Origin of the sequence: Caldanaerobacter sp. (assembly GCF_049701115.1) — a bacterium.
In the GTDB taxonomy this organism is placed as follows: Bacteria; Bacillota; Thermoanaerobacteria; order Thermoanaerobacterales; family Thermoanaerobacteraceae; genus Thermoanaerobacter.
Map to the genome: position 1 here is coordinate 1 of NZ_JBNATX010000011.1, position 23,649 is coordinate 23,649.

Consider the following 23,649-nt stretch of genomic DNA (forward strand, 5'->3'; position numbering starts at 1 on the left):
TTAGTTTAGTCGCTTTGCAACTCCGGAGCATTAACACAAAATGCCACTTAAATAAAAAGGGCTTTGTCAACAAACTGAAAGGAGCTTGTCTCCTTTTTATTTTTTTGTTGAACTTTGCGAGAATTATAGTTAAAATAGTATAGGGTAGAATAGTATATTTTTTATAGAAGGTGGGTAAAGTGGAAGAGCTAGTAAGTGTTATTCTGGCAGCTGGACTGGGCAAACGAATGAAGTCAAAGTATCCAAAGGTTATCCACAAAGTGTGCGGTAAGCCCATGATAAAATGGGTAGTGGAAGCGGCGAAAGAAGCAGGCTCTAAGAAAGTAATCGTTGTAGTAGGGCACGGGCGGGAAATGGTAGAGGAAGTGCTGGGGAATGAGGTTATATATGCATATCAGGAAGTTCAGCTTGGGACAGGTCATGCTGTTATGATGGCAGAAGAGTTTCTGCCAGAGAAGGGAGAAGTTTTAATACTAACAGGGGATACTCCTCTTATCACTTCTGACACCTTGAGAAGGCTCATAGGGTATCACTTTGAAAGAAGGAATGATGCTACTATTTTATCTTCTGTTTTTGACGACCCTACAGGCTATGGAAGGATAATAAGGAATGAAAGTGGAGATGTCGTGAAGATTGTGGAAGAAAAGGACGCAAGCGAAGAAGAAAAAAGGGTAAAAGAGATAAATTCAGGAATGTATGTTGTGAATATTTCCAAATTAAAAGATGCGTTAAAAAAGATAACTAATGATAATGCTCAAGGAGAATACTATTTGACAGACGCTGTAGAGATTATAAGGAATATGGGAGGGAAAATCGGCGCTATAGCCGGGGAGTCAGAAGAGATAATAGGAGTAAATTCTCGAATTCAGCTCTCTGTTGCAGAAAAGGAAATGAGAAGGAGAATAAATGAAAAGCACATGGAAAATGGGGTAACGATAATAGATCCAGACAGCACTTATATAGAGGCAGAAGTTGAAATTGGACGAGATACAGTTATCTTGCCGGGAACTATTCTGCAGGGTAAGACCAGGATAGGGGAAGACTGTGAAATAGGGCCTAATTCGAGGATTGTGGACTCTATCATTGGAAATGGATGTAGTGTAATGTATTCTGTGGTGCTTTCATCAAGTGTGGGCAACAATGTTAAAATAGGGCCTTTTGCCCACATAAGGCCAGAATCTGTGATAAAGAATAATGTAAAGATTGGCGATTTTGTTGAGATAAAGAAATCTGTCATCGATGAAGGGAGCAAAGTTCCACACCTTACTTATGTAGGAGATGCAGAGCTTGGAAAGAATGTTAATATGGGTTGCGGTTCAATTACTGTAAATTATGACGGAAAGCACAAGCACAAGACCATTATAGGAGACAATGTGTTTGTGGGCTGCAATGTCAATCTTGTGGCGCCTGTGAAGATTGGCAATAATGCGTATATTGCTGCGGGCTCTACCATAACAGAAGATGTGCCTGAAGGAGCTCTCGCCATTGCGAGGAGCAGACAGACCAATAAAGAGGGCTGGGTAGAGGAAAGAATAAAAAAGGGGAGGCTGTAATGTAAAAATGGCGAGGTATACTAATTCACTTAAGATTTTTACGGGGAATTCAAATCCCAAATTGGCCAGTGAAATAGCCGAACATCTGGGACTTAAACTGGCGGATTCAGAAGTCGGTACATTTAGCGATGGAGAAATAAGTGTGAGGATAGGGGAGAGTGTAAGGGGAGCAAGCGTTTTTGTAATTCAGTCGACTTGTGCTCCTGTGAACAACAATTTGATGGAACTTCTCATAATGATTGACGCTTTCAAAAGGGCTTCAGCTGCTGAGATTAATGCGGTCATACCCTATTACGGGTATGCAAGGCAGGACAGGAAGGCAAAAGCTAGAGACCCTATAACTGCTAAACTGGTAGCCGACCTCATCACAGCGGCAGGAGCTCATAGAGTGGTCACGATGGACTTGCACGCTCCTCAGATTCAGGGATATTTTAACATTCCTGTAGATCATCTGTTAGGAGGACCTATTCTTGCCAAGTACTTCTTGGATAAGGAATTAGGGGATGATGTAGTGGTTGTGTCTCCTGACCATGGAAGTGTAACAAGGGCGAGGTATTTTGCAGAAAAATTAAACGCCCCTCTGGCCATCATCGATAAAAGAAGGCCAAAAGCGAATGTGGCCGAGGTTATGAATATAATTGGCGATGTCAAGGGTAAAAAAGCAATACTTGTAGACGACCTAATTGATACTGCAGGGACACTTGTACAGGCGGCAGAAGCCCTTTTAGACCACGGAGCGGTGGAGATTTACGCCTGTGCAACACATGGTGTGCTTTCGGGTCCCGCTATTGAAAGGCTTAAAGAATCTCCTATCAAGGAGGTTGTCATAACCGATACCATTCCTCTTCCTGAAGAGAAGAAGATTGACAAGATAAAGGTAAGGTCAGTTGCACCTCTTTTTGCAGAAGCGATTTTGAGAATACACGAGGGCATGTCAGTGAGTAAACTTTTCACATAAGGCGATTTATGGGCTTCATATTAATTCAAGTGGCATTTTGTGTTTATACTTTTAAGTTGTCAAATTTAATCACTGCTTTGGCAACAAGGGACGTTTTTACACAAAATGCCACTTTTTGTACTTTGTAAATAGAGTAAGGCACTTTATGTCTTTTTTTTATTTATGGTATAATTTTAAAAAAGGCATTTTTAAGAGGAATAGAGGGTGGTTTTGTGGGAGAGAGCCAGAAGATTTATGTGGTGGACGATGACAAGAATATATGCGAAATTGTCTCTTTATACCTCGAAAAAGAGGGTTTTGAAGTAGAGCAGATTTACGACGGACAGACAGCTCTTAGAAAGATACAGGAAAATCCTCCAAAGCTTGTAATACTCGATATAATGCTTCCGGGAATTGATGGAATTGCACTTTGCAAAGAAGTAAGAAAATTTTCTAAAGTGCCCATAATTATGCTTACTGCAAAAGGAGACACACTGGACAAGGTTTTGGGGCTGGAGATTGGAGCCGATGACTACATTGTCAAACCTTTTGATGGGAAAGAGCTTGTAGCGAGGGTTAAGGCGGTTTTGAGAAGGTATGAGGGAGAAGGCGACGATAAGGCTGTGTCTTACCCAGACCTTTATGTGAGTTTGAGCGAGTACAAAGTGGTATACAAAGGTAAAAATATTGACCTTACGCCGAAAGAATTGGAACTTCTTTATTTTCTCTGCACCCATCCCAACAGAGTATTTACAAGGGATCAGCTTTTAGAGAATGTCTGGGGTTATGACTACATGGGAGACAGCAGGACGGTAGACGTTCACATAAAAAGACTGAGAGAGAAAATGGGAGAAGGGCCAAATTGGAAGCTTACAACCGTTTGGGGAGTAGGCTATAAGTTTGAGGTGAACTGAGTTTGAAGAAAAACAGGCTTTTTAAAAAGCTTTTTATAAGCAACATAATAATTGTTGCCATAACTTTGGCTGTCGTCTCTATAATGTTTTACATTATGTTTCAGAATTACTATTTTGCTGAAAAAGAAAAAATAATGCTGGAAGAAGCACAGGAGATAAACGCTATTTTGAACGAGTTTGCGGTAGGGGATATAAATTTAGATAAGTGGAATCAGGAGCTTAATGTTGTGACGAGACTTATTAATGCAACAGTGTGGATTGTGGACAAGGAGGGCCTTGTTTACAGCCAGTCTCAGCAGGGAAAGCCGTGGATGAAGATTACTCTCAGTAAGGCTGATATACAAAATATTTTAAAAGGAGAATCCATTGTAAAGAAGGGCTATTTTGGAGGGGCTTTTACAAGCCCTGTGCTTACAGTTGGAGTTCCTCTTGTGATAAAGGGGCATATTGAAGGAGCCATATTCATGCACGCATCACTGGAAGAGATGAACAGGACGGTTTTAAACATTTTCCTTTTGATGCTTTTATCAGGCGGAGTGGCTTTTGTAGTGAGCTTTATATTGATATCCTACACTTCAAACAGAATATCTGAGCCTCTTAAGAAAATGAGCCTTGCTGCAAGAGAGATAGCAAAAGGGAATTTTTCTGCAAGAGTTGACCATTTTGAAGAGGATGAGATAGGAGATTTAGCACGGTCTTTTAATGTGATGGCAAGGGAACTTGCACAGCTGGAAGATATGAGGAAAGAATTTGTCGCAAATGTCTCCCATGAGCTCAGGTCTCCAATAACCTCAATACAAGGCTATATAGACGGCATATTGGATGGGACTATTCCTAAAGAAAAAACTTATGATTACCTCAAAGTGGTGCAGGAAGAGACGAGAAGGATGTCCCGGTTGATAAATGACCTTCTGGAAATGACAAAGCTTGAGTCGGGAGAGTTTCCTCTTAATAGAACTGAGTTTGACATAAATGAGCTCATAAGAATTTGCATTATAAAGTTTGAAAAAAGAATAGTAGAAAAAGACCTTACAGTAAAGGTGGATTTTGAAGAGGATAGGAGGTTTGTTTTTGCAGATAGAGACAAGATAGAGCAAGTTCTCACAAATCTAATAGACAATGCTATAAAGTTTTCTAAGCCGGGAGGCGTTATTCACCTTTTTACTGAAGTTAAAGGAGATAAGGTCTTTATCACTGTTCATGACAATGGAATAGGTATATCTCCTGAAGATTTAGAGCATATATGGGAAAGATTTTACAAAGCGGATAAGTCAAGAGGAAAGGACGGCGCTGGTCTTGGCCTTTACATTGTGAAGAAGATAATAGAGGCTCACAAAGAAGAGATATGGGCTGAAAGCGAGCCTAGAAAAGGAACGTCTTTTACTTTTACTCTGCCAGTGAAAAAAGTTTAAGAAATCACAATAAAATATTTACATTTTATTAACAATTTATTAACAATTTGAGTTTATAATAACACTTGAGAGAGACAAATGCCTCTCCTTGACCTCCCTTATCATAGCGGTCCAAGAGAAATTCTTGGGCCGCATGTTTATTTAAAAAGAAAAGCAGTTAAAAATTTTAATAAAAACTACCCAAAATCTTTACATGATGTTCATAATTTGTTAATAAAGAGGAAGTATAATTAAAATCAAGAAAAGGAAAGGGAGTGAGTGAGGATGAGCATGGACTATGAAAAAGATTTTGAAAATAATATTGAAAAGAAAGATCCTGAGAGCATAGTTCCACCTCAAGAAAATTTAGGAGATATGCCGCAGGAACCTTCTGAAGAGGTGGTAACTGAATCTAAAGAAGAGAAAACTTTAACTTCTACTCCAAAAGTGGAGTTCAGAAACAATAAAAAGAGTGTAGGGCGTATGGTTAAAAGATTTAGGAGAAAACTTATTGCTTCTTTTGTGGCGGTTGCTTTGATCGCTGCTATAATTGGTGGTGGTGTAACAGGGGCTTTTATGAAATATTATGGCGTAGTCCCGCAACAGCAAGTTGTTACGAGGTATCTACCTCTAGCTGAAAATTCTGGCTCTTCTCAGGACAGTATACTTAATCTGATACCCAACATATACAAAATTGTAAGCCCTGCAGTCGTTGAGATTGACACGAGTACCGCTTATACTAACGGATACAAGACGGAATATGTGCCAAAAGGGAGTGGCTCGGGATTTATCATAAGCCCGGATGGCTACATTGTCACCAACAATCACGTAATTCAAGGGGCTTCAAAGATTACAGTAAAACTTTTGGATGGAAGAAGTGCCGATGCAAAACTGATAGGGGCTGACCCGAGGACAGACCTTGCGGTTTTGAAAATCAATCTTCCTAATTTGCCTGTTGTAAAGCTTGGAGATTCTTCCAAACTCCAGCCCGGAGAATTAGTAGTCGCAATAGGTAATCCTCTTGGCGAGTCTTTTGCAGGGTCAGTTACTGCAGGTATAGTAAGCGGTCTTAACAGGAATTTACAGAGCGACTACGGCCCTGTAAATCTTATACAAACAGATGCAGCTATAAACCCTGGTAACAGCGGTGGTCCTCTTGTAAACAGCAAGGCAGAAGTAATAGGCATAACAAGCGTGAAACTTACTGCCATAGGTCCGAGCATACAAGACCCCTTTGGGATTTTCCAAGGACAGAGCACACCGGTTGAAGGCATGGGATTTGCTATTCCTATAAATGAAGCCAAGCCTATAATTGAACAACTTATAAAACATGGATATGTGGAAAGACCAATGATGGGAATAGGTGCACAAACAATAACTCCGCAGGATGCAGCTCAGTACAACCTGCCAGTAGGAGTATATGTGGTACAGGTTCAACCTGGAAGCGGTGCTGAAAAAGCCGGAATCCAGCCAGGAGATGTTATAATAAAGGCAGATGGCAAACAGATTAACTCCTTTGAGGACCTTCAGACCATCATAAATAGCCACAAAGTTGGAGATACAATAAATGTGACCATATGGAGAAATGGAAGGACATTTACTGTTCCTGTCAAGTTACAAAGCAGTGCAAATTTCCAACAATAAGTTAAAATAGATATAGGCCTCCCACGCACCTGCCTGCCAACTTTATAGTTGGCAGGTTGTTTTTTATTGACTACATATTGTATAATTAATCTTATAAGGAAGGGTGAGAAGATGTATTTGATAGCCGGCCTTGGAAATCCGGGAAGGGAATATGAAGGTACAAGGCATAACGTAGGTTTTATGGTTATAGATGTACTTTCAAAAAAGCTTGGGATAGAAGTTTCAAGGCTTAAATTCAAGTCCTTAATGGGAGAAGGGTATTTTAACGGAGAAAAAATAGTGCTTTTGAAACCTCAGACTTTTATGAATTTAAGTGGCGAAGCGCTGTACGATGCTGTCAATTTTTATAAACTTCCACTTGAAAATGTAATTGTAATATACGATGATAAAGACCTCGATGTGGGGAAAATAAGAATAAGAAGGAAAGGAAGTTCAGGCGGTCACAATGGCATGAATTCGATAATATACTTATTAAAGAGTGAAGACTTTCCCAGAGTTAGAATAGGTATTGGCAGACCTGAAAATGGAGAGCTTGTAAGGCATGTTTTAGGAAGGTTCAATGAGGAGGAGAAAAAAGTAATAGAGGAAGCGGTAGAGAAGGCTGCAGAGGCGGTTATTGATATAATAGAAAATGGGATTGAGCATGCGATGAGCAGATTTAACGGCTAAAGGAGCTTGAAGATGTGGTTTTTATCAGGAATGGCAAGTATTGTTGTAGCATATCTTTTAAATAGCGCTGTGGTAAAAAAATACGGCGAGAAGGCTATAATCTACATTGTCCCTTTTATTGAAGAAACTTCGAAGACTGTCTTTGGATATTTAACATCTTCTATACTCGTCTCTCATTTTATGTTTGGAATTGCTGAAGCAGTAAATGATTACACAAAGGTCTCACATAAAATAAACGGAAGGGCTGCGGCGTTGAGCATATTGAGTCATTCAATTTTTGGCCTTGTTTCTTATGTTTTATACATAAAGATTAACCTTTTTACTGCAATTTTTTCTGCTTCTCTTCTTCATGTGGTTTGGAATAGGTTTATGCTGAGGTGAGGATGTATGTTTACAGTGCAGATTGAGGAACTAAAAGAGGTAAAAGCGATAGAGGAAGAGTTAAAGCAAGGGAGAGGTCCTGTTTTGATATATGGGCTTGTTGATTCTCAGAAGGCCCATATAGCGCATTATCTCATGAAAAAATTTAATAAGACTGTTTTAGTCGTAACTCCTGATGATGTGGAGGCACGGAGGATATATGAGGACTTATACTCCTTTAATGAGGGGAAAGCTTATCTTTTCCCTAAAAGAGATGTGGTGTTTTATAAGGTGGCGGCTGCAAGCCATGAAATCGTATTTGAGAGGCTTAAAGTGATAAAAGGACTTTGTGAGGAGACTCCTCTTGCTGTCGTCGCTTCTATAGATGCTCTGCTTGATAAGCTGATTCCTTTTAATCTTTTCAAAAAATACCAATTTAGAATTAAAGTAGGAGACAAGATTGAGTTAGAGGATTTCTCGAGAAAATTACAGGTGATGGGGTATGAAAGGGTACAGACAGTGGAGGGCAAGGGCCAATTTAGTGTAAGGGGCGGTATAATAGACATATTCCCTTCTACGGAAGAATACCCTTTTAGAATAGAACTTTTTGACGATGAAGTAGACTCTTTAAGGGTTTTTGATGTTATGAGTCAAAGGTCATTGAATGTGGTAGAAGAGGTTTTTATTTTTCCGGCTACTGAATTCATAGTAGAAGAAGAGCACATAAAAAGAGGAATATCGACTTTATCAAGGGATTTAAACGATTATCTTTCAAAAATCAGGAAAACAAAAAGCGGCATGGCGGAAAAGTTAAAGGAAAAGTTTGATGAGATAATGGAAGAGATAAGCGAAGGGAGAAAGAGAGAAAGTATTAAAGTACTCATAAATTATTTCTATGAAAACCCTGCCTCTCTCAGAGATTATGTAGGAAATGAGGCTATTGTGATTTTAGATGAGACGAGCAGAATCAAGCAGAGAATTAGCAATTTGGAACTTGAATTTAATGAAAATTTTAAAAATTTATTGGAAAGAGGAGAAGTTATTCCCGAGCAAAAAGATATCTTTTTTGACTATAATAAAATAGTGACAGACCTAAAAAGTAATTTTTTAGTAATTATGAACACGCTGGCTAAGCCGGAGGCAGAGTTCCATCCCCAAAGAATTGTTAATTTTGTATCAAGGTCTATGCATTCATTCCACGGGAAAATGGACCTTCTGGTAGAGGATTTAAAGTACTACAAATCGGCTGGGTATAAAGTGCTTCTTTTAAGCGGTAATAAGGAAAGAGCAAAGATTTTGAAGGATGCTCTGCAGGATTACGGCATCGACTCTGCTGTAGTGGAGGATAAAGAGCATGACATACAAAAAGGGCAGGTGGTGATATACCCTGCTTCGGTAACAAAAGGATTTGAATATGTGGATGCTAGATTTGCTGTTATAAGCGATAGTGAGATATTCGGACAAACAAAAAAGACAAGAAAGACCGTTAAGATGAAAAATGCGGAGAGGATAAAGAGCTATAGCGAACTGGAAGTAGGGTCTTATGTTGTTCATGTGAATTATGGCATTGGCAAATATGAGGGGATAGAAAAGATAAAGGTGGACGGTGTCATAAGAGATTATCTAAAAATAGTTTATGCCGGGGGCGATGTCCTTTTTGTGCCCGTTGAGCAGCTAGACCTTGTGCAGAAGTATGTAGGTCCTACTGACAACCCACCAAAACTCAATAAACTAGGTGGAAACGAGTGGCTAAGGGCGAAGAGAAAAGCGAAGAAGGCTGTAGAGGACCTGGCAAAGGATTTAATAGAACTTTATGCTAAACGGCAGATGGCAAAAGGGCATGCTTTTTCTCCAGATACTCCCTGGCAAAAAGAGTTTGAAGATCAATTCCCCTACGAAGAGACAGAAGACCAGCTAAGATGCATAAAAGAGATCAAGGAGGATATGGAAAAGGATAAGCCAATGGACAGACTTCTCTGTGGGGACGTGGGTTATGGTAAAACCGAGGTCGCTTTAAGGGCTGCTTTTAAGGCGGTAGCTGATGGGAAGCAGGTGGTTTTTCTGTGTCCGACCACTATTTTAGCTTATCAGCATTATACTAATTTTTTAGAAAGATTCAAACATTTTCCGGTAAAGATAGAGATGTTAAGCCGTTTCAGGACTCCAAAGGAACAAGCTCAAATAATTAAAGGGCTAGCAGATGGGACGATCGACATAGTAGTTGGTACCCACAGGCTTTTACAAAATGATGTAAAGTTTAAAGATTTAGGGCTCTTGATAATAGACGAAGAGCAGAGATTTGGAGTGGCTCATAAAGAGAAAATTAAGAAGTTAAAAGAAAATATAGATGTTTTAACGCTCTCTGCTACTCCTATACCTAGGACACTGCACATGTCCCTGATTGGCATAAGGGATATGAGCATACTGGAAAATCCACCTGAGGACAGGTTTCCTGTGGAAACCTATGTGGTGGAATTTAATGAAGAGCTCATAAAGGATGCTATTTTGAGGGAGGTGGGAAGAGGGGGACAAGTGTATTTTGTATACAATAGAGTCCAAGGGATAGAGAGGATGGCTAATTTTATAAAGGAATTAGTGCCGAATTGCAGAGTTGCAGTTGCCCATGGTCAGATGGAGGAAAGCAAGTTAGAACAGGTCATGGTGGATTTTTTAAAAGGAGAATACGATGTGCTTGTGACTACTACTATAATTGAGACAGGACTTGACATACCGAATGTAAATACCATAATAGTGTACGATGCAGATAAACTGGGGCTGGCACAGCTTTATCAATTGAGGGGAAGAGTAGGCAGGTCAAATAGATTGGCTTACGCTTATTTCACTTACAGAAAGGATAAGGTATTAAGTGAAGTGGCAGAGAAAAGGCTTGAAGCCATAAAAGAGTTTACTGAATTTGGTTCAGGTTTTAAAATTGCCATGAGGGATCTGGAGATAAGAGGAGCGGGAAATTTGCTGGGGGCGGAACAGCACGGGCACATTGATGCTGTAGGATATGACCTTTATTTAAAACTTTTAGAAGAGGCAATAAGGAATCTCAAAGGGGAGCAACCAAAAGAAGAAATAATTACCACCATAGACTTAAAGGTTAGTGCTTACATTGATTCTTCCTATATCGAAGATGAAAACTTAAGACTTGAGATGTACAAAAAGATAGCTTCTATAGAGTCGAGAGAAGATATGATGGAGGTAGCAGAAGAGTTAATAGACAGGTTTGGGGACTATCCTAAGCCTGTAGAGGCGCTTTTAGATATAGCGTATATAAAGGCGGTTGCATCGACGCTTTCCATAATAGAAATAAGCGAAAAGACAAATGGGGTTATACTGAAGTTTAAAGATAAAAACTCCGTCGATGTAAGCCTTATTGAAGATATGGTGCGAGATTATAAGGGGAACCTTGTATTCTCAAGTCAAAACCCCCCATATCTAACCTACAAATACAATAAAAAAGAGACTTTACTCAAGGAATTGATAGAATTGGTTGAGAAAATGAAAGATTTGCAGTTGGCCAAGAAATGAGATATAATAGTGCTGTGGCAAATTTAAGATTAGGAGGATGTAATTTTGAGAAGAAAAATTGCTTTAATTTTAGCTGTTATTTTTATCGGGGTCTCTCTTTCCGCATGTTCCTCCAAAAAAGAAGCTGTATCGGGGGATGTTGTTGCCGTAGTCAATGGAGAAAAGATTACCAATGCAGAGTATCAGCAGATTTTTAATCAAGTGAAAGAACAAATAGAAAGCTCTCCTACTTACACTAAAGACATATGGGATAAAGACTATCAGGGGAAAAAGTTTCTAGACCTTGTTAAGGAAAATGTTTTAGATAGTTTGGTTGCACAAAAACTTCTTTTGCAAGAGGCTAAAAAGAAAAACATAACAGTAACGGATAAAGAAGTCGAAGAAGAATACAATAAAGAAAAGCAATTTAACAGCAAAGTCACAAAAGAACAGATAAAAGATTATCTTATCATAGACAAGCTGTTTGCAGAATACACAAAAGATGTGAAAGTGACCGAGGAGGAGCTTAAAAAATACTACGATGAGCACAAAGAAAGTTTTGAGATAGCAAAAGCTCGTCACATTCTTGTTGCGGATGAAAAGACGGCAGAAGATATATACCAGAGGCTCATGAAAGGTGAAGATTTTGCTGCTTTGGCAAAAGAGTATTCAATTGATACGGCTACTAAGGACAATGGAGGAGAGTTAGGAGAATTTCCAAGGGGAGTTATGACACCTGAATTTGAGGATGTAGCTTTCTCCTTAAAGCCTGGAGAGATTTCTAAACCCGTGAAAACCCAGTATGGGTATCACATAATACAGCTTGAAAGCATTACTCTAAAACCTTTTGATGAAGTAAAAGCTACGATTGAGAGTTATCTTTTACATGACAAGAAAAATGAGGTTATAAAAGAAAAATATGATGAGCTTGTGAAGGCTTCTAAGATAGAAAAGTTTCCTCAAAATATAAAAGTAAAAGTTAGTTAAGGGCTGGCATACAATTGCCAGCTTTTTTTTACGCATAAATTTATGGAAAAACATAAATACTAATCTTGAGCTAAAAATTTTAGGAAATGGAGGTATTTACTTTGAAAGCAACAGGAATAGTTCGCAGAATAGACGATCTGGGAAGAGTTGTCATACCTAAAGAGATAAGAAGAACCCTTCGAATAAAAGAAGGGGACCCGTTGGAAATCTTTACTGACAAAGAAGGAGAAATAATATTAAAAAAGTACTCGCCTATAAGCGAATTGAGCGATTTTGCACAGGAATACGCCGATAGCATATATCAGTCTACAAAGCACGCTGTGTGTATAACCGATACAGACACGGTAATTGCAGTGGCAGGAGTTCCCAAAAAAGAGCTTATAGATAAACCTATAAGTCAAGAATTAGAAAACTATTTGGGAGAAAAGAAAACAGTGATTTTAGGGACAGGAAAGGACAAGGCTCCGATTAAAATAGCCGAGGGACAGGAGTTTAGTATAACTTCACAAGTGATTGTGCCAATAATTTCAAGAGGAGATACTATAGGAAGCGTGGTGATATTTACAAAAGAGCCTGGAGAAACGGTGACAGAAGTAGAGGCAAAAATTGCAGAAACTGCTGCGGCTTTTTTGGGCAAACAGATGGAAGAGTGAATTATATCACCTTTTATATATCCCCCTGCATATTATGGAGTATAGAAAAACGCAGGGGGGTATTTTATGGCTTTTCGCATAAATGACATTGTAATGAGGAAGTCCTATGGCTCTGATATTTTGTTCAGGGTCATTAATGTCATAGATAACAAAGGAATTAGGTATTATCTTCTTCATGGGCTCAACATGAGGATAATAGCAGACGCGCCTGAAGATGACTTAATTGAAGCTTCTCGAGCTAAGATAATAGAACACGACAGGCCATACAGAGAGAAGGCGGAGTACCTTTTAAAAAAAATTGCTCAATCAAAAAGCCTTCAGCGAAGAAAAAGCATGGCAAGAGGAATGCGCCAAGAACCTTACGGAAGGCCAGGAAAGGTTCTTCACATCGATGGAGATGAGGAATATTTAAATGTGTGCATGGAGGCTTATAGGAAAGTAGGTATGGAGGTCGTAGGAATAGTTTTAAAAGAAGAGGAACAGCCGGAGAGGATTTATGACCTTCTCGAAAGGCACAGGCCGGATATTCTGGTTATCACAGGTCATGACAGTATAAAAAGTGATGCGAGAGATTACGGTGATTTGAATAATTACAGGAATTCGAAGTATTTTGTTGAGTCAGTGAAAAATGCCAGAAAATATGAGCCCTCCTTAGATAATCTGGTGATTTTTGCTGGTGCCTGTCAGTCCAACTACGAAGCTTTGATAAAGGCAGGAGCAAATTATGCTAGCTCCCCGGAGAGAGTACTGATTCATTGTCTGGACCCGGTACTTGTCAGTGAAAAAGTAGCTTTTTCCCATATAAATGAACTCGTTAAAATAGAGGAATTGATAGAACACACTATCACTGGAGCCGCCGGGATTGGAGGATTACAGACCATGGGGAAATTCAGATATGGAGTGCCTAAAGGGAAATATTAAAAGAATTTGTGGGGAAAGTATCTAAAAAACCTGCAAATAGGCAAGCTATTTGCAGGTTTTTTTATTTTTTTGAATAAAAATACTTGTTGACAAAAAGCCTCATACCTTGGTATAATATTATGCCCTTGACATTGTCTGAAAATTGTGGTATACTATTTTCAGCACTGCTAAGGAGTTGATGCAAGTGGCTGATAGATCAACCCTTGATGAGATAAAAAAACAGTTGGAGCAACATGTAGGCTCGCGGGTCAGGCTGAAAACTAATGGGGGAAGGAAAAAGACGATAATAAAAGAAGGGTTACTGGAAAAGACTTATCCCAGCATTTTTATTGTAGTACTTGATGGACAAGGAGCGACCCGCAGGGTATCCTACAGTTATTCAGATATTTTGACCGAAACGGTAGAACTTACGGTGATGGATGAAAATAAAAGAATTCCCTGCCTGCAGTGACCGAATTTTTCGGTCTTATTTTTTTTGGCATAATTTTATCTCTCTCATTATATATTATACTAGCATATTCCTTTGATGATATATTTTGAGGAGGTAAAATTATGCCACAGGTTTATAAAGATATCTTGGAGTTCGATATGATAGCCGGAAGCTACAATACAGAATTTCTTGTAGAGGGCGATATAATCATTCCTGAAAATTATCCAGATATACTGACAGTTTTGGCAATAGACTCTTCTACTTACATAGATGATATTTTTTTGACTTCTGACAAAATTCAGTTTGAAGGAAAACTTCTTTTAGACCTTCTTTACCTGAGTGAAAAAGACGGAGAGATGGTGTCAGTAGAAAGGGAGCTGGATTATTCTCAGGTTATAGAAGGTGACATTGATAAAAGAGGAAGGTATGTCGCCAAAGCTTCCATTGAAAATCTGGATTACAGGATTGTAAACAGCAGAAAATTGAGCATAAGAGCTGTTGTAAGAATTCAGTCCAAGCTTTTTGTTTCGGAAAAGAAAGAAGTGGTAGTGGGAGGAGAAGAGTCTTTAGGTTTGCAGACGCTGAAAAAGAAGATTAGACTTATCCGTGCTGTAGGGCAGAATACTGGAGAAGTATTTGTAAAAGAAAAAGTAGAGCTTGAAAAAGAGGAGGTGCCTTTCAGAAAGATTTTAAGAAAACAAGTATTGGTCTTTCCTGAAGAGCCAAAAGTGTCGGAAAACAAAGTGATTGTGCAGGGGAATTTAAAATGCCAGATTTTGTACATTTCTGCAGAGGGGGAGCTTAAAAGTCGGGACGTGAGTTTAAAATATGCAAATTTTGTTGATGTGCCGGGGGCTTTAAACTACATGAGGGCTAATACCAGTGAGGAGGTTGTAGATGTAGAAGTTACTCTACTTGAGGATGAAAAAGGTGAAAATAGGGCTTTAGATGTAGAAATTATCATGAAAGTCCGGGTAGAAGTCTACGAAGAAGAGGAAAGGGATATACCTGTGGATGCTTATGGCACGCAAAGCTATGTTGAACCTTTGCGGGAAGCAACGAAAGCTTTGTCTTCGATAAGGAGCTATTCTTCTCAGTTCATAGTAAATACAGAGGTTGAACTTCCTTCCATGGTAAGAAGGATAATGGAAGTGCTTTTAGTGCCCTCTATATCTGACTATAATTGGGAAAAAAATAAGTTGATTTTGGAGGGAGTATTGAATTACACTGTACTTTACATGTCGGAGGATGGTGGAATAAAGAGTTATAAAGACGAGTATCCATTTAGGACTTTCTTAGAGACGGACGGAGAAGGTGAAGTCTTTGTAGAAATTTTTGTACCCCATGTTTCTTACGAGATAAACAATATAAAGGAGGTTGAATTTAAGTTCACTTTGGAAAGCCATGTGGAGGTTTTAGAGGAGCTACAGCTGAATTTTGTATATGACCTCAAGGAGGTAGATATGCCAAGGGGTGAGGTCAATCACAGCATAATAATCTACATGGTACAAAGAGGAGAAAAACTCTGGGACATTGCAAAGAGATACAGGGTGAGTGTAGAGGATTTGATTATTACAAATGGGCTTTCCGATGAAAAAGTTTCTGAAGGCGAAAAGCTTATTATACCTATAAAAAGGTAATTTTTGCAAAGTGGGCTGTGCACTTTTAATACTTTTAATTTTACTGGCACAGCCTGCGTATTTTTTTTACAGAAAATTTGTTGTATAATGTATGTATAAAAATATGATTGCTAAAGTAGGGATAGTAATGCTAAAGATAAAGGCTTATGCAAAAATAAATCTTACACTGGACGTCATTTCTAAGAGGGAAGATGGTTACCACGAGATAGTCAGTGTTATGCAGTCTATTGACCTGGCAGATATTTTAGAATTTGAGAAGGCCAAGAGCGTTTTTTTTGAGTGTGATCACAGTAAAGTTCCTGTAGGAGAAGAAAACCTGATAATAAAGGCTTTCAAACTTATAAAACAAAGATACGATTTAAAAGAGGGTATAAGGGTAAGACTTCATAAAAACATCCCTTTAGCTGCCGGCCTTGCTGGGGGAAGTGCAGATGCTGCTGCTACAATAGTAGCATTGGATAGGCTATTTGATTTAAAGCTTTCCGATTTTGAAAAAGCGGAAATAGCGCTGCAAGTAGGGTCTGATGTGCCTTTTTGCCTCATTGGAGGAACAAAGGTAACCCGTGGAAGGGGGGAAAAAATTCAGGATTTAAAGGGTGTGAATTTACATCTGCTTCTTGTAAAACCAGAACTTGAGATTTCTACAAGAGAGGCTTATGAAGAGTGGGACAGGGCGGGATTAAAAACCTCAAACTTCACCTTTTCTTTCGTAGAGGCTTTGGGAAAAGGAGATATAAAAAAGGCTGTTCTTAGCATAGGAAATGACCTTGAAAGAGTAATTTCTAGGAAATATAAAGTAATTGAAGATATAAAAAAATTTTTAATGGGTAAAGGAGCTATTTCTGCTGCCATGACAGGAAGTGGACCTACAGTATACGGGATTTTTGAAACTGGCGAAGAACTTGAAAATGCCTACCATGACCTTAAGGAGATTTATCCTTTTGTTTTTGTTTCTAAAACTGTGGATAAGGGGTTAGAAGTGCTATGAGCGAATTTTTTACACTGGAGAACTACAAGCCTTTGAGAGATTTGGTATTTGACTACATGAAAGAGGCAATAATAACAGGAAAACTTAAACCGGGTGAAAGGCTCATGGAAGTCCAGCTGGCAGAAAAACTTGGAGTTAGCCGTACTCCGGTTAGAGAAGCCATAAGGAAGCTGGAGCTTGAGGGACTCGTGGTTATGGTGCCGAGAAAAGGCGCATATGTGGCGGATTTGAATGCGAAAGACCTTTTAGATGTATTGGAAGTTAGGGCTTCTCTTGAAGGTTTAGCGGCTTCGCTTGCTGCCGAAAGGATTACCGATGAGGAAGTAGAGAAACTTAAAAGCCTTGTGGAAGAATTCAGGGTCAAAATGGAAGAAAAAGATATGGAAGCCTTGGTAAGACTTGATAAAGAATTTCATGATTTAATTTTTGCTGCATCACGTAATTACAAATTAATCCAAATAATGAATAATTTGCAAGAGCATGTACATCGATTTAGAGTAAGGTACATTACAGAAGAGAAAAGAGCAAAAAAGATATATCAGGAACACAAAAAAATAGCAGAACTTATTGAACAAAGGGATGCAAATGGTGCTAAAAAATGGGCAGAAAAGCATGTTCACAGTTTTCAAGAAGAGGTAGCGAAAAGTGGTAAATATTTTAGCGACAGGGAGTGAAGCCCATGAATGCTGTTATTGTGGCCGGCAGCACTAAAGAGGATAGGCTACCTGATAAGGCTTTTGTAAAGCTTAAAGGGAAGTTCATGATTTCATATGTAATAGAGGCTTTAAGAAAATGCGAAAAAATAGAAAAGATTGCCGTAGTAGGAGACCCTGAAAAATTGAAGCAGGTTGAAGGAATAGACCTTATTGTTCCCCAGTCGGATAATATGATGGAGAATATATTAAGAGGGATACAGCCTTTTAAAAACGATAGGAGGGTGATAATTTTAACCTGTGACATCCCTTTCCTGACAGGGGAGGCGGTATGCGATTTTATTGAAAAGGCTGAACAAACTGGTGCGGATTTATGTTATCCAATCATAAGGAAAGAAGACAACTTAAAAAAATTTCCTGATGCAAGAAGGACTTATGCTAGAGTTAAAGAAGGTGTATTCACGGGCGGGAATATTTTTTACATAAATCCCGCTGTCATAGACAAGCTTGTAAAAGAAGCCAAGAAAGTTATTGCTTACAGAAAAAAACCATGGAAACTCGGTAAATTGCTGGGAACAAAAATTCTCTTTTTATTTTTGATAGGCAGACTTTCTATCTCTCATATAGAGAAAAAAGTAGAAGAGGTTTTTGGAATAAAGGGTAAGGCAATAATTTCGCCTTATCCCGAGATAGGAAACGATGTGGACAAGGAAGAAGACGTAAAAATGGCTATAAAGTATCTTTAGAATAGGCGCAAGCCTATTTTTTTATTTGTATATTTTTTTGTTTACTGTAAAAGATATATGAGAGAAAGGATGAGATAAAAGTATGTGGCAATTTCTTCATTTTATAAGACAGTATTTCACTGTCTATATGTTTGTCTTAGTTTTTATTGTAGGTATCTACGAGGCTTTTATAGAGCCAAAACTTCTAGAAAGAAAAGGACTTTATAAAGACTCAAAAGTTTGTAAATCAGTAGGAGTTTTTTATATATTAACAGGCATAATTGCGCTTATTCTGAGAATTCTTTTTCCAATGTGAGGGATTGATATGGGGCTTTTTGATCGGTTTTTTAAGAGGGATGCTCAGAAAAAAGAAGGAGAAGGCAGACCTTCTTCAGGAAGTTTAAAAGAAAATCTTGATTACATAAAAGGAAAGCTTAAAGATTGCGATGATGTAATATATAGAGATTTATGGGTGGGAGAAAATCAGGAATTTAATCTGGCAGTAGTTTTTATAGATGGGCTTATTGACAAGGCTTTAGTGAATGACCATGTTATTCATTCACTCCTTTTAGATTCAAGACAGGCAGACCCATCTATCGATAAAATAAAAGGGAATCTATATGAGGTAATAAAGAAAGGCACGATAAGTGGGGGAGATATAAAAGAGGTTAATGATTTAGATAAATGCATTCTTTCAATACTAAGTGGTGATACCGCCCTTTTGTTCGAAGGCTCTCCGGATATTGTGATAATTTCTAGTAAAGGATGGGATAAAAGGTCCATCTCTCCTCCAGAGGCCGAAACGGTGATAAGAGGAGCAAGGGATGGCTTTACTGAGACTTTGAGGGTAAACACTGCTTTGGTCAGAAGAAGAATAAGAGACCCTAACTTAAAAATAAAGCAGATACAGGTTGGGGAAAGAACCCATACAGATGTCGCTATACTTTACATGGACGATATCGTTGATAAAAATGTCTTGAATAAAGTGATTGAAAGAATTAAGAATATAAAAATAGATGGTATTTTTGAAAGCGGATATATAGAACAGCTTATAGAGGAAGACTGGCATTCCCCTTTTCCACAAATTTTAACGACGGAAAGACCAGATAAAGTGGCAGCTTCGTTGCTGGAAGGAAGAGTAGCCATTTTGACAGACAATACGCCTTTTGCTTTGATACTTCCTACGACCTTAGCTACTCTTTTTCAGTCGGCAGAAGATTATTACGAAAGATGGATGATATCTTCCTTACTCAGGGTTTTAAGATTCTTAGCGGCACTGGTAGCCCTTACTGCTCCAGCGGTTTATATAGCTTTTACTGCTTATCATCCCGGTTTGATACCTACAAAGCTCACTCTCTATGTAGCGGCTACTAGACAGGGCATACCATTTCCGGCTTTTTTCGAAGCCTTGATAATGGAAGCGACTTTTGAGCTTTTAAGAGAGGCGGGAGTCAGACTCCCTGCTCCGATAGGACAGACAATAGGTATTGTGGGAGGTCTCATCATAGGACAGGCTGCAGTTCAGGCGGGTATTGTGAGCCCACTTATGGTAATTGTGGTAGCAGTAACGGCTGTAGCGTCTTTTGCTATACCAAGCTATTCGGCAGCCATAGCTTTTAGGATGTTAAGATTTGTATTCATGTTTTTAGCAGCTGTCTACGGACTTTACGGTATAATGCTGGGGCTTATAATAGTTTTGACACATCTTGTTGTTTTAAAAAGCTTTGGGGTACCGTATCTTTCTCCTTTTGTGGAAATAGATTTAAGCGACCTTGCGGATACTTTAATACGGGCTCCTTTAATGTATTTTAAAGAAAGGCCAGAAATACTCAATACTCCTGATAAAAGAAAGATGGTAGATCTGAGAGAAGAAAAAATAGAAAGTTTAGAAGAGGACAGGAGAGGGAGAAATGATAAAAAATAACGACCAAATTTCTGCAAATCAAGTAGCAATCTTGCTATTTACTACGATGGTGGGAGCAGGGATACTGAGCCTTCCTGCTGATGTTGCAAAGGAAGTTGGACCGAACGGGCTTTTAGCCATTTTGGCAGGAGGGTTTGCTTCTTTATTCTTTGCAAGGCTTATACTCTGGATTTCTTCTAAATTTCCCACAGAAACTTTTTCCGAATATGCTTCAAAGCTTGTGACAAAACCTTTAGCAATTGTTTTAAGCATGGTCTTGATATTTTACTTCAGTGTTTTTGTAAGTCTGGATGTGAGGATTTTTGGCGAAGTACTGAAGATATATTTGCTTCCCAGTACCCCCATTGAGACCATAATAATCACTATGCTTTTTGCTTCTGCGTACCTGGTAAGGTATGGGCTTGAGCCTATTGCGAGGATGTCGGAGATATTGTTTCCTGTGATTGTAATACCTCTTTTGTTACTTTTTTTGCCGACTTTATCTGATGTGGATTTGACAAATTTTCTTCCTTTTATGAGAGTCTCATTTGTCCATTTTTTGAAAGGAGTCCTTTTTACTACATATAGCTTTGTAGGTTTCGAACTTTTATACATGGTTTTCCCGTATGTGGTAGATCAGGAGAAACTTAAAAAGAGCGTAAATGTTTCTATAATTTCTACAACACTTTTTTACATGTACATATGCTTTTTTGTAATAGGAATTTTTGGATATAAGGAAACCAAAGAACAGCTGTGGCCCTTTTTGACCTTGATTAAGTCTATAAACTTTCCAGTATTTTTCATAGAGAATGTGGAAGGAATCGTGATGGCGATATGGACATTCACAATTTTTACTTCTATTTATTCTTTTCATTATTTTGCTGTTCTGGTTTTATCGAAACTCATAAAGGCAAAAGAGCATTCTTATCTCGTCTTGCCGTTACTTCCTCCCATGTACTTAATGGCAATAATTCCCGATTCCATAGTGACCCTTTATAAATACGCTAATTTTGTGGCACAATATCTTTCTATATTTTTTATAGCGATTTTGCCAATAGTTTTAGCTTTTTTAATGAAATTGAAAAAAACGGGTGATGAAAAATGAGACAAAAGATATTCACAATCATTTTGATGGTGTTTCTACCCCTCCTTTTGACAGGGTGCTGGGACAAAATCGAAATAGAGGACAGAGCCTTTGTAATGGCGATTGGAATAGATTTATCTCAATCAAATAAAAGATATTTGGTAACTTTCCAGTTTCCTAATGTCGCCCAATTGGCAAAAGGTTCAGGCGGCGGGGGTAGTGGTGGAAGTGAAAAACCAAGCTTTGCTGTGTCTGAAGTGGCAGACACGATTTTTTCTGCTTCCCGCCACATAAGTGCAAGATTGGACAAAGCTCTGTATCTTGGGCATACGCAGGCAATAATTTTTGGGAAAGAGGTTGTAGAAGACAAAGCAAGGTTTCAAGAAGTTCTAGATTCGCTGGACAGGAGTTATGAATTAAGTAGAAAAGTGTACCTTCTTGTTACACCAGGAAAGGCACAGGATATACTTTTAAAAAAATATGATTTAGAGCCTAACACGGGTGCCTATATAAGAGATATATTTAAACATTACAACCTGACATCAATTTTTCCTTCTGTAAATTATAACAAAATCACAAAATCTTTACATGAGACAAATGGAAATGCAATAATTCCCAAGATAGTAGCTGGTAAAAATGAGGTCAAAATTGCAGGTTCAGCTATTATCAAGGATTACAAGCTTGCTGGATGGATGGAAGACGATGAAAACATGGGATATATGTTTTTGACAGGCCTTGTAAAGGGTGGAGATGTTACGATAGGTCTTCCTGCTAATGAAGGAAATGTAAAGGTACCATTTAATGTGTCAAATGTAGTGCGAAGAAGAGGAATTGAAGTAAAAGGCGGGAAAATTGTTTATAGAGTAAAGTTGGATGTGGAAGGAGATGTTACAGAGTATACTTTTGAAAAACATGGGGAGATGATAAAAGGAGATATTGTCAACTTGATAGAAAAGGAAACCAGCAACAAGATCAAAAATATGGCTCATAAAGCTATAAATCGATTCCAAAAAGAATTAAAGGTTGATATGCTTGGAATTGGAGATTATATTGAAAAATTTTACCCTTCATTGTGGAGTAAAATTGGCAAAGACTGGAATAAAATTTTTCCGGATATAGAAATAAAAGTCGATGTAACTTCCCATGTAAGAAGGATAGGTCTTTTCAGGTAGTATGTATATTTTTTATTTAGGCTGTCAATACTTAAATTGTAAAGAATACGGTGAAATTTGGGGAGATGATGGGTAAAGATGAAAAAAGTATTTGCAGCCTTTTTGATTGGAGTCATAATTATTTCAATAATTTCAGGGAGAGTTTTAGAAAATAAGATAGATGTCGGTGCTTGGTCAAAAAAATTGATCCGATTTCATGTTATTGCCAATAGTGATTCTTCTGAAGACCAAGAGCTGAAACTCAAGGTAAGAGATGCTGTTCTTGTTGAACTGACTCCTGCTCTTGAAGGGGTAAAGACAAGAGAACAATCAGAAAAGGTGATAAGGGGGAATTTAGAGAATATAAAAAAGTTAGCTGAAGAAATAGTTAAAAAGGAAGGGAAAAAATATAAGGTCAAGGTGGAGTATGGAGTATTTTCTTTTCCAACGAGATATTATGGAGCTCTTACGGTTCCTGCAGGAAATTATACCGCCCTTAAAATCGTGTTAGGAGAAGGAAAAGGTAAAAATTGGTGGTGCGTTGTTTTCCCGCCCTTATGTATTGTGGATGCAAAACACAGTTTTACTGACGAGAAAACGGCAGAAGAGATAATGAAATACATTCTAGAGGAAGATAAGGGAAAGTTAGATAAGAACAAGATAAAATTCAAGGTTGCGGAACTTTTTGAAAAATATTATTCAAAGTTAAAAATGGCATTAGCACCAGAAAGGCCTTGATAAAGGGCCTTTTATTTTTTACTGAATAATAGTTTTATTACTACAAAAAATATTTACAGACGCAAGAAAGGAGGAAGGTAAAGTTGAGCTTCAAAATACGCTTTAAAATCATAATAGCCATATTGATAGTTTTTGCGACTGCTGTGTTTGAATATACAGCCATAAGTATGACAAAAACTGCTATGTCTAATCTATATTGGGGGAATACTGGAAACGATGTGGCTAAAGTACAGGCAAGACTTAAAGCATGGGGATATTACGATGGCCCTGTGGATGGATTTTTTGGCGTAAAGACATGGCTTGCAGTAAGGAAGTTTCAGGCTTATAACGGTCTTGCGGTGACAGGGATAGTAGATGATGACACAAAAGTAGCTTTGGGTTTTACAACCACTGCACAGGACTTAGCGGCTTATAGATCGACTTCTTCTGCAGGTATAAGCGATGATGTCTATCTTTTGGCAATGCTCATAAACGGTGAAGCAAGAGGAGAACCGTATATAGGGAAAGTGGCTGTTGGAGCAGTAGTGATGAATAGAGTTAGGGATCCGAGATTTCCCAAAACCATTCCGGGAGTGATTTTTCAACCGGGTGCCTTTTCTGCCGTGGAAGATGGACAAATGTGGCTTCCTCCTACGGATGAAAGTATAAAAGCTGCAATAGATGCCATATCAGGATGGGACCCGACTGGAGGAGCTCTTTACTACTATAATGCAGCGAGAGTCTCAAATTACTGGATATTTACAAGACCCATATTAACTCAGATAGGACGTCACATATTTGCAAGGTGAGGTG

At 38.4% G+C, this 23,649-nt stretch carries 22 protein-coding genes; all 22 read left to right on the forward strand.

Annotation, left to right across the window (positions count from 1 at the left end):
• Nucleotides 1-179 precede the first annotated feature (179 nt).
• The 22 genes from glmU (at nucleotide 180) to sleB (ending at nucleotide 23,645) form a co-directional block, all read left to right on the forward strand.
• A complete protein-coding gene (gene glmU, locus ACPLVE_RS04985) occupies nucleotides 180-1,553 on the forward strand; it encodes a bifunctional UDP-N-acetylglucosamine diphosphorylase/glucosamine-1-phosphate N-acetyltransferase GlmU (protein WP_424610374.1) in 1,374 nt (457 codons plus the stop codon).
• Between the two features lie 7 nt (nucleotides 1,554-1,560).
• Nucleotides 1,561-2,511, forward strand: a complete 951-nt coding sequence (locus ACPLVE_RS04990) for a ribose-phosphate diphosphokinase (RefSeq protein ID WP_424610375.1) — start codon at nucleotides 1,561-1,563, stop codon at nucleotides 2,509-2,511.
• A gap of 212 nt (nucleotides 2,512-2,723) precedes the next feature.
• The gene (locus ACPLVE_RS04995; RefSeq protein WP_424610377.1) at nucleotides 2,724-3,404 is read left to right on the forward strand and encodes a response regulator; all 681 of its coding nucleotides are present in this window, start codon (nucleotides 2,724-2,726) and stop codon (nucleotides 3,402-3,404) included.
• 2 nt (nucleotides 3,405-3,406) lie between these two features.
• Nucleotides 3,407-4,816, forward strand: coding sequence for a sensor histidine kinase (locus ACPLVE_RS05000; RefSeq protein ID WP_424610379.1), 1,410 nt, complete (start codon nucleotides 3,407-3,409; stop codon nucleotides 4,814-4,816).
• A gap of 264 nt (nucleotides 4,817-5,080) precedes the next feature.
• Nucleotides 5,081-6,439: a S1C family serine protease gene (locus ACPLVE_RS05005; RefSeq protein WP_424610381.1), complete on the forward strand. Its 1,359-nt coding sequence runs from the start codon at nucleotides 5,081-5,083 to the stop codon at nucleotides 6,437-6,439.
• A 111-nt stretch (nucleotides 6,440-6,550) separates the two neighbouring features.
• Nucleotides 6,551-7,108, forward strand: a complete 558-nt coding sequence (pth, locus tag ACPLVE_RS05010) for an aminoacyl-tRNA hydrolase (RefSeq protein WP_424610383.1) — start codon at nucleotides 6,551-6,553, stop codon at nucleotides 7,106-7,108.
• Nucleotides 7,109-7,138: 30 nt separating this feature from the next.
• Nucleotides 7,139-7,489: a hypothetical protein gene (locus tag ACPLVE_RS05015; protein WP_424610384.1), complete on the forward strand. Its 351-nt coding sequence runs from the start codon at nucleotides 7,139-7,141 to the stop codon at nucleotides 7,487-7,489.
• Between the two features lie 6 nt (nucleotides 7,490-7,495).
• Nucleotides 7,496-11,005: a transcription-repair coupling factor gene (gene mfd / locus ACPLVE_RS05020; protein ID WP_424610385.1), complete on the forward strand. Its 3,510-nt coding sequence runs from the start codon at nucleotides 7,496-7,498 to the stop codon at nucleotides 11,003-11,005.
• 45 nt (nucleotides 11,006-11,050) lie between these two features.
• Nucleotides 11,051-11,971, forward strand: coding sequence for a peptidylprolyl isomerase (locus tag ACPLVE_RS05025; protein WP_424610387.1), 921 nt, complete (start codon nucleotides 11,051-11,053; stop codon nucleotides 11,969-11,971).
• Nucleotides 11,972-12,072: 101 nt separating this feature from the next.
• Nucleotides 12,073-12,624, forward strand: a complete 552-nt coding sequence (spoVT, locus tag ACPLVE_RS05030) for a stage V sporulation protein T (RefSeq protein ID WP_424610389.1) — start codon at nucleotides 12,073-12,075, stop codon at nucleotides 12,622-12,624.
• A 66-nt stretch (nucleotides 12,625-12,690) separates the two neighbouring features.
• The gene (gene yabG, locus ACPLVE_RS05035; RefSeq protein WP_424610391.1) at nucleotides 12,691-13,545 is read left to right on the forward strand and encodes a sporulation peptidase YabG; all 855 of its coding nucleotides are present in this window, start codon (nucleotides 12,691-12,693) and stop codon (nucleotides 13,543-13,545) included.
• A 178-nt stretch (nucleotides 13,546-13,723) separates the two neighbouring features.
• A complete protein-coding gene (locus ACPLVE_RS05040) occupies nucleotides 13,724-13,996 on the forward strand; it encodes a Veg family protein (protein ID WP_424610448.1) in 273 nt (90 codons plus the stop codon).
• 101 nt (nucleotides 13,997-14,097) lie between these two features.
• Nucleotides 14,098-15,615, forward strand: coding sequence for a DUF3794 and LysM peptidoglycan-binding domain-containing protein (locus tag ACPLVE_RS05045; protein WP_424610393.1), 1,518 nt, complete (start codon nucleotides 14,098-14,100; stop codon nucleotides 15,613-15,615).
• 91 nt (nucleotides 15,616-15,706) lie between these two features.
• On the forward strand, nucleotides 15,707-16,603 hold the full coding sequence (gene ispE / locus ACPLVE_RS05050; protein WP_424610395.1) for a 4-(cytidine 5'-diphospho)-2-C-methyl-D-erythritol kinase: 897 nt from the start codon (nucleotides 15,707-15,709) through the stop codon (nucleotides 16,601-16,603).
• Nucleotides 16,600-17,277: a GntR family transcriptional regulator gene (locus ACPLVE_RS05055; RefSeq protein ID WP_424610397.1), complete on the forward strand. Its 678-nt coding sequence runs from the start codon at nucleotides 16,600-16,602 to the stop codon at nucleotides 17,275-17,277. Before ispE ends, ACPLVE_RS05055 begins: the two co-directional genes overlap by 4 nt.
• A 5-nt stretch (nucleotides 17,278-17,282) precedes the next feature.
• Nucleotides 17,283-18,002 (forward strand): nucleotidyltransferase family protein, encoded by a 720-nt coding sequence (locus tag ACPLVE_RS05060; RefSeq protein WP_424610399.1) that lies wholly within the window; start codon nucleotides 17,283-17,285, stop codon nucleotides 18,000-18,002.
• A gap of 127 nt (nucleotides 18,003-18,129) precedes the next feature.
• Nucleotides 18,130-18,297 (forward strand): CLC_0170 family protein, encoded by a 168-nt coding sequence (locus tag ACPLVE_RS05065; protein ID WP_424610449.1) that lies wholly within the window; start codon nucleotides 18,130-18,132, stop codon nucleotides 18,295-18,297.
• A gap of 9 nt (nucleotides 18,298-18,306) precedes the next feature.
• Complete coding sequence (locus tag ACPLVE_RS05070) at nucleotides 18,307-19,905, forward strand: spore germination protein (protein ID WP_424610401.1); 1,599 nt, start codon at nucleotides 18,307-18,309, stop codon at nucleotides 19,903-19,905.
• Nucleotides 19,892-20,989, forward strand: coding sequence for a GerAB/ArcD/ProY family transporter (locus ACPLVE_RS05075; protein ID WP_424610402.1), 1,098 nt, complete (start codon nucleotides 19,892-19,894; stop codon nucleotides 20,987-20,989). Before ACPLVE_RS05070 ends, ACPLVE_RS05075 begins: the two co-directional genes overlap by 14 nt.
• Entirely contained in the window at nucleotides 20,986-22,140 is a 1,155-nt protein-coding gene (locus ACPLVE_RS05080) for a Ger(x)C family spore germination protein (RefSeq protein WP_424610404.1), read from the forward strand. Before ACPLVE_RS05075 ends, ACPLVE_RS05080 begins: the two co-directional genes overlap by 4 nt.
• Nucleotides 22,141-22,218: 78 nt before the next feature.
• A complete protein-coding gene (gene spoIIR / locus ACPLVE_RS05085; RefSeq protein WP_424610406.1) occupies nucleotides 22,219-22,857 on the forward strand; it encodes a stage II sporulation protein R in 639 nt (212 codons plus the stop codon).
• Nucleotides 22,858-22,940: 83 nt separating this feature from the next.
• The gene (sleB, locus tag ACPLVE_RS05090) at nucleotides 22,941-23,645 is read left to right on the forward strand and encodes a spore cortex-lytic enzyme (protein ID WP_424610408.1); all 705 of its coding nucleotides are present in this window, start codon (nucleotides 22,941-22,943) and stop codon (nucleotides 23,643-23,645) included.
• The last annotated feature ends 4 nt before the right edge of the window (nucleotides 23,646-23,649 follow it).

What these genes read in the sequence shown, in the direction of transcription:
- ACPLVE_RS04990 (WP_424610375.1), top strand. Translation starts at nt 1,561, where the DNA reads ATGGCGAGGTATACTAATTCACTTAAGATTTTTACGGGGAATTCAAAT.
- ACPLVE_RS05005 (WP_424610381.1), top strand. Translation starts at nt 5,081, where the DNA reads ATGAGCATGGACTATGAAAAAGATTTTGAAAATAATATTGAAAAGAAA.
- pth (WP_424610383.1), top strand. Translation starts at nt 6,551, where the DNA reads ATGTATTTGATAGCCGGCCTTGGAAATCCGGGAAGGGAATATGAAGGT.
- ACPLVE_RS05015 (WP_424610384.1), top strand. Translation starts at nt 7,139, where the DNA reads ATGGCAAGTATTGTTGTAGCATATCTTTTAAATAGCGCTGTGGTAAAA.
- mfd (WP_424610385.1), top strand. Translation starts at nt 7,496, where the DNA reads ATGTTTACAGTGCAGATTGAGGAACTAAAAGAGGTAAAAGCGATAGAG.
- yabG (WP_424610391.1), top strand. Translation starts at nt 12,691, where the DNA reads ATGGCTTTTCGCATAAATGACATTGTAATGAGGAAGTCCTATGGCTCT.
- ACPLVE_RS05040 (WP_424610448.1), top strand. Translation starts at nt 13,724, where the DNA reads ATGCAAGTGGCTGATAGATCAACCCTTGATGAGATAAAAAAACAGTTG.
- ACPLVE_RS05045 (WP_424610393.1), top strand. Translation starts at nt 14,098, where the DNA reads ATGCCACAGGTTTATAAAGATATCTTGGAGTTCGATATGATAGCCGGA.
- ispE (WP_424610395.1), top strand. Translation starts at nt 15,707, where the DNA reads ATGTATAAAAATATGATTGCTAAAGTAGGGATAGTAATGCTAAAGATA.
- ACPLVE_RS05055 (WP_424610397.1), top strand. Translation starts at nt 16,600, where the DNA reads ATGAGCGAATTTTTTACACTGGAGAACTACAAGCCTTTGAGAGATTTG.
- ACPLVE_RS05060 (WP_424610399.1), top strand. Translation starts at nt 17,283, where the DNA reads ATGAATGCTGTTATTGTGGCCGGCAGCACTAAAGAGGATAGGCTACCT.
- ACPLVE_RS05065 (WP_424610449.1), top strand. Translation starts at nt 18,130, where the DNA reads ATGTTTGTCTTAGTTTTTATTGTAGGTATCTACGAGGCTTTTATAGAG.
- ACPLVE_RS05070 (WP_424610401.1), top strand. Translation starts at nt 18,307, where the DNA reads ATGGGGCTTTTTGATCGGTTTTTTAAGAGGGATGCTCAGAAAAAAGAA.
- ACPLVE_RS05075 (WP_424610402.1), top strand. Translation starts at nt 19,892, where the DNA reads ATGATAAAAAATAACGACCAAATTTCTGCAAATCAAGTAGCAATCTTG.
- ACPLVE_RS05080 (WP_424610404.1), top strand. Translation starts at nt 20,986, where the DNA reads ATGAGACAAAAGATATTCACAATCATTTTGATGGTGTTTCTACCCCTC.
- spoIIR (WP_424610406.1), top strand. Translation starts at nt 22,219, where the DNA reads ATGAAAAAAGTATTTGCAGCCTTTTTGATTGGAGTCATAATTATTTCA.